Source organism: Streptomyces sp. NPDC000941, from assembly GCF_053599555.1.
Genome location: NZ_JBSFMM010000392.1, coordinates 1 through 5,488 on the forward strand (window position 1 = coordinate 1; position 5,488 = coordinate 5,488).

General features: G+C 74.3%; 4 protein-coding genes. 3 read left to right on the forward strand and 1 reads right to left on the reverse strand.

Translation table 11 applies throughout. The features are described from left to right. Positions 1–182: 182 nt before the first annotated feature. Positions 183–602, forward strand: a complete 420-nt coding sequence (locus tag ACWDSL_RS51485; RefSeq protein ID WP_450496449.1) for a VOC family protein — start codon at positions 183–185, stop codon at positions 600–602. Here ACWDSL_RS51485 and ACWDSL_RS51490 read toward each other — a convergent pair. After that, complete coding sequence (locus ACWDSL_RS51490) at positions 599–2,914, reverse strand: molybdopterin oxidoreductase family protein (RefSeq protein WP_450496451.1); 2,316 nt, start codon at positions 2,912–2,914, stop codon at positions 599–601. The genes ACWDSL_RS51485 and ACWDSL_RS51490 overlap by 4 nt on opposite strands. Before the next feature lie 225 nt (positions 2,915–3,139). On the opposite strand from ACWDSL_RS51490, the gene ACWDSL_RS51495 reads away from it, so the two are divergent. Together ACWDSL_RS51495 and ACWDSL_RS51500 are read left to right on the forward strand one after the other, a co-directional pair. Next, positions 3,140–3,976, forward strand: a complete 837-nt coding sequence (locus tag ACWDSL_RS51495) for a sirohydrochlorin chelatase (RefSeq protein ID WP_450496452.1) — start codon at positions 3,140–3,142, stop codon at positions 3,974–3,976. Beyond that, on the forward strand, positions 3,973–5,436 hold the full coding sequence (locus ACWDSL_RS51500; protein WP_450496454.1) for a deoxyguanosinetriphosphate triphosphohydrolase: 1,464 nt from the start codon (positions 3,973–3,975) through the stop codon (positions 5,434–5,436). Before ACWDSL_RS51495 ends, ACWDSL_RS51500 begins: the two co-directional genes overlap by 4 nt. Positions 5,437–5,488: the final 52 nt, after the last annotated feature.

Consider the following 5,488-nt stretch of genomic DNA (forward strand, 5'->3'; position numbering starts at 1 on the left):
GGGCTTACCTGATGTATGTCGACGCGTTCGTGGGCTTTTTTGTGGTGGCTATCGGACAGCGACACGCCGACGCGACCGCGTGTCGCTGTCCGATACTCACCGCAAAGTCACCCGTAATGGCCAACGGAAGGCAGCACGCCCGTGCTCAGCGAAGTCAAGGACGATGGCAAGGTGGTCGCCGCATGAGCCGGCCGACGCACGGCATGCTGCACCACGTCGAGCTGTGGGTGCCGGACATCCACCGCGCGCTCGCCTCGCTCGGCTGGCTGCTCGAGGCACTGGGATACGTGGCCTTCCAAAACTGGGACAACGGCCGCAGCTGGCGACTCGGGCCGACCTACCTGGTCATCGAGCAGTCCCCGGCGCTCACCGCCCACCAGCACGACCGCTGTCGTCCAGGACTGAACCACCTGGCCTTCCACGTCGAAGACGCCGCCGCGGTCGACAAGCTGACCGCCGACGCCGCTCACCACGGCTGGCACCTGCTGTTCCCCGACCAGCACCCCTACGCCGGCGGCAGCCAGCACTACGCCGCCTACCTGGAGAACGACGATGGCTTCGAAGTCGAACTCGTCGCGATCATGCCACCCGAACGAAACTAACCCGCGGCCCGTTCCGCCCGTTCCACCCGTACCGCGCACACCTTGAACTCCGGCATCCGGGAGACCGGATCCAGCGCCGGATTCGTGAGCGCGTTGGCCCGTCCCTCGCCCGCCCAGTGGAAGGGCATGAACACCGTGTCCGGCCGGATGTCCCGGCTGATGCGGGCCGGGGCGACGGCCCGCCCGCGGCGGGAGACCACCGCGAGCCGGTCGCCCTCGGCGGCACCCAAGCGCTCGGCGAGCTGGGGGTGCAGCTGCACGAAGGGGCCGGGGGCGGCCCGGTTCAGCTCCTCGACGCGGCGCGTCTGCGCGCCCGACTGGTACTGGGAGAGCACCCGGCCGGTGGTCAGGAACAGCGGATACTCCGCGTCGGGCTCCTCCGCCGCGGGGCGGTGGGACACCGGTACGAAGCGGGCCCGGCCGTCGTCGGTCGCGAAGCGGTCGAGGAAGAGGCGCGGCGTACCGGGGTGCGGAGCGGAGTGCGGGCTGGGGTCGGCCAAGGCGCTCGGCGCCTGGCCCGCACCGCCCGCCTCCGCCGTGGCGGGCTCGGCCACCCGCGCCCCGGCCCCAGCCAGGCCCGCCCCGGCGGCCTCTGCCGCGGTCCAGGCCGAGAGGGCCGAGTCCGAGTCCGAGTCCGCCTCCGCCGCCTCCGCCGCCTCCGCCGCCTCCGCCCCCTCCGGGCAGGGCCAGAAGACCCCGTCCTCCTCCGCGATCCGCCGGTACGTGATGCCCGAGTAGTCCGCCGCCCCGCCCGCCGACGCGCGCCGCAGCTCGTCGAAGACCTCCTCCGGGTCCGTCGGGAAGCCCTTCTCCCAGCCCAGCCGGGCGGCCAACCCGTGGAGCACCTCCAGGTCCGAGCGGACGCCGGGCGGTGGGGTGATGGCGGCGCGGCGCAGGATGACGCGGCCTTCCAGGTTGGTCGTCGTGCCCGTCTCCTCCGCCCATTGGGTCACCGGAAGGACGACGTCCGCGAGCGCGGCGGTCTCCGAGAGGACGACGTCCGCGACCGCCATGAAGTCCAGCGACCTCAATCGCGCCTCTATATGGTCCGCGCGGGGAGCGGAGACCACCGGGTTTGAGCCCATGAGCAGCAGGGCCCGTACGTCGCCGCCGAGCGCGTCCAGGAGTTCGTACGCGCTGCGCCCGGGCCCCGGCAGCGCGTCGGGGTCGATGCCCCATACGCCGGCCACATGGGCGCGGGCCGCCGGGTCGTCGAGCTTGCGGTAGCCGGGCAGCTGGTCGGCCTTCTGGCCGTGTTCGCGGCCGCCCTGGCCGTTGCCCTGGCCGGTGAGGCAGCCGTAGCCGGACAGCGGGCGGCCGGCGCGGCCGGTGGCCAGGCACAGGTTGATCCAGGCGCCGACGGTGTCCGTGCCCTTCGACTGCTGTTCGGGCCCGCGCGCCGTGAGCACCATGGAGCTCGACGCATCGCAGAACATCCGCATCGCCTCGCGGAGTTCGGGGACCGGGACGCCGGTGATCCGTTCGACCATTTCCGGCCAGTGCGCCATCGCCGCGGCCCGCGCCTCGGGCCAGCCGTTCGTACGCCGCGCGATGAACTCCTCGTCCACCCGCCCCTCCGCGACCACCAGGTGCAGCAGCCCCAGCGCGAGCGCCAGGTCCGTTCCGGGGCGCGGGGCCAGGTGCAGATCCGCCTGTTCGGCGGTCCGGGTCCGGCGCGGGTCGATGACGATCAGCTTGCCGCCGGACTCCTTCAGCTCGGTCAGATAGCGCAGCGCGGGCGGCATGGTCTCGGCCAGGTTCGAGCCGACGAGGATCACACACCCGGTGCGGGCCACGTCAGCCAGCGGGAACGGCAGCCCGCGGTCGAGGCCGAAGGCCCTGTTGTGCGCGGCGGCGGCCGAGGACATGCAGAAGCGGCCGTTGTAGTCGATCTGCGAGGTGCCGAGCACGACCCGGGCGAACTTGCCCAGCGCGTACGCCTTCTCGTTCGTCAGCCCGCCCCCGCCGAAGACCCCCACGGCGTCCCGCCCGTACGTCTGCGCCGCGCCCGCCAGCCCCTCCGCGACCCGGTCCAGGGCCTCCTCCCAGGTGGCCGGTTCGAGCCGGCCGGTGTCAGGGCGGCGGACCAGCGGCTCGGTCAGGCGCACCTGGGAGGAGAGTACGGCGGGTGCTGTACGGCCCTTGCCGCACAGCGCGCCGCGGTTCACGGGGAACGCCGTCCGCTCCACCACCGCCACGCCCCCTTCGCTCCCCGGCGCGGGGCGCAGCGCCATGCCGCACTGGAGCGAGCAGTACGGGCAGTGGGTGTCGACGGCGGGGTCGGGCGTCATGGCGCCGGTCATGTGCGGCATGCGGGCAGCGTGCTACGGCCGTGTTACGTGCCGCGCCCGCTCGCGTTACGCATCGGGCAACCGGACCTCAGCGTGGCCGGCGGCGTCCGGTGAACTCGTGGCAATCACCTGTGACGGCCACGCAACGGGGGCGCAATGTCCCGCTGCGAGGCTCTCGTCATGAAGGCGTCGTCTCGCCCCGGTCCCGCAGCCCCTTCCGGCCCCCTCGACAGTACGGCCCAGCTCATGACCCGGATCACCGCACAGCTCGGCTCGCAACTCGGCGGGCTGACCCTCGGTGGCAGGCGGCGCCCGCCCACCCTCGTCGCCGTGGCGCACGGCAGCCGTGACCCGGAGGCGCTGCGCACGGTCACCGCGCTCGTGGACCGCGTCCGCACGCTCCGCCCCGACCTGCCCGTACGCCTCGGCCATGTCGAGCTGAACAATCCGCTGCTCGCCGACACGCTCGCCGAGCTGCGCGGCGAGGCCGTCCTCGTACCGCTGCTCCTCGGCCGCGGCCATCACATCAAACGGGACCTGCCGGACGCCGTCGCCGCCGCGCCCCACCTGTCCGTCCGTATGGCCGCTCCGCTCGGCCCGCACCCGCTGCTCGCCGAGGCCCTGCACACGCGCCTCACCGAGGCCGGGTGGCCGTCCGGCGGGGCGTCCGGCGGGCTGTCCGGTGGGCCGCCGTCCGGCGGGCTCTCCGGGGCGGGTGTCGTCCTGGCGGCGGCGGGCTCCCGCGACCGGGACTCGGCCGCCGACACGGCCCGTACGGCGGCCCTGCTCAGCGCCCGGCTCGGCGGCGTACCCGTACTGCCCGGCTACGCCTCCGCCGCCGCGCCCACGGTGGCCGAGGCGGTACGCGCCCTGACCGACATGGGGAGTGGCCGGCGGATCGCGGTGGCCTCGTACTTCGCCGCCCCCGGCCGCTTCGCGACCCAGTGCGCGGACGCGGCGCCCGGTATCGCCTCCGGGCCGCTGGGCGACCATCCGGCCGTCGCGCGGCTCGTGGTCCACCGCTATGAACAGGCGCTCGCCTCTGCACCCATGTCACACCCGGCGGTTACCGTCGGTGTATGAGCCGCACTGGACCCACGGCACCCGAACCATCCGAACCACCCGAACCATCAGCTGAGTCCGCAGAACAAGCCCAGCCCACTGCCCACCACCCAACCCTCCAACCGACCGAGTCCGCGGCCTCAGCCTGGGCGAGCCCCGGCTACGAGGCGGCGGACCTCGAGCGCTGGGCGGCCGAGCCGGACAAGCGCCCGGGCCGGACCGCGTTCCAGCGGGACCGGGCGCGGGTGCTGCACTCGGCCGCGCTGCGCAGGCTGGCCGGCAAGACCCAGGTGGTCCCCGCCGTCCCCGCGGCCCCCGCCGCCGACCCGGGCCCCGGCGCCGCCGCCCCCGCCTGGGACGCCACCCCGCGCACCCGGCTGACCCACTCCCTGGAGTGCGCCCAGGTGGGCCGGGAGCTCGGCGCCGCGCTCGGCTGCGACCCGGACCTGGTGGAGATGGCCTGCCTGGCCCACGACCTCGGCCATCCGCCCTTCGGGCACAACGGCGAGCAGGCGCTCAACGAGGTCGCCGAGGCCTGCGGCGGCTTCGAGGGAAACGCCCAGTCGCTGCGGCTGCTCGCCCGGCTGGAACCCAAGCGGTTCGTCGCCGACCCGGACACCGGCGCCGCGGTGAGCGTGGGGCTCAACCTCACCCGCGCCGCGCTCGACGCCGCCACCAAATACCCCTGGCCGCGCGGCGGGCACCCCAGCGACCCCGGCTCGCGCAAGTTCGGGGTGTACGAGGACGACATCCCGGTCTTCGCCTGGTTCCGGCAGGGCGCGCCCGAGCACCGCACCTGCTTCGAGGCCCAGGTCATGGACTGGTCCGACGACGTGGCGTACTCGGTCCACGACGTCGAGGACGGCCTGCACGCCGGCCACCTCGACCCCGGCCTGCTGCTCGCCGAACCCGAGCGCCGCGAGGTCTTCGCGGTCACCGCCGCCCGCTACGCCCCGGGCGCCGAGCCCGACGAGCTGGCCGAGGCCCTGGACCGGCTGCTCGACCAGGAGTGGTGGCCCCACGGCTACGACGGCTCCTCCGTCGCCCAGGCCCGGCTCAAGGACGCCACCAGCCAGCTCATCGGCCGCTTCTGCCTCGCCGCCGAGGGCGCCACCCGCGCCGCCTACGGCACCGGCCGGTTCACCCGCTACGGCGCCGAGCTCGTGGTGCCGCGCGAGGCGCGCCTGGAATGCGCGGTCCTGAAGGCGGTCGCCGACCGCTATGTGATGCAGCGCGCCGACCAAGAAGCGGTCCGCGCCGACCAACGAGTCATCATCGCCGAACTGGGCGCAGCCCTCACTGCCCGCGCCCCGGTCGGCCTGGACCCCCAGTTCCGCGCCCTGTACGACGAAGCGGACGCCGCAGGAGACGACACGGCGCGCCTCCGCGCCATCGTCGACCAGATCGCCGCCCTCACCGACACCTCCGCCCGCTCCCTGCACACCCGACTGACCACCCGTGGCACGGTCCGGCGCCCATGAGCGCGGCGCCGCGCCCAGGCCATGGCTGCCGGGCGTGGACGCGGCGCCGAGA

Bases quoted from the DNA above. Each gene is read 5' to 3' on its own strand.
- ACWDSL_RS51485 (WP_450496449.1), top strand. From the start codon at position 183: ATGAGCCGGCCGACGCACGGCATGCTGCACCACGTCGAGCTGTGGGTG.
- ACWDSL_RS51490 (WP_450496451.1), bottom strand. From the start codon at position 2,914: ATGCCGCACATGACCGGCGCCATGACGCCCGACCCCGCCGTCGACACC.
- ACWDSL_RS51495 (WP_450496452.1), top strand. From the start codon at position 3,140: ATGACCCGGATCACCGCACAGCTCGGCTCGCAACTCGGCGGGCTGACC.
- ACWDSL_RS51500 (WP_450496454.1), top strand. From the start codon at position 3,973: ATGAGCCGCACTGGACCCACGGCACCCGAACCATCCGAACCACCCGAA.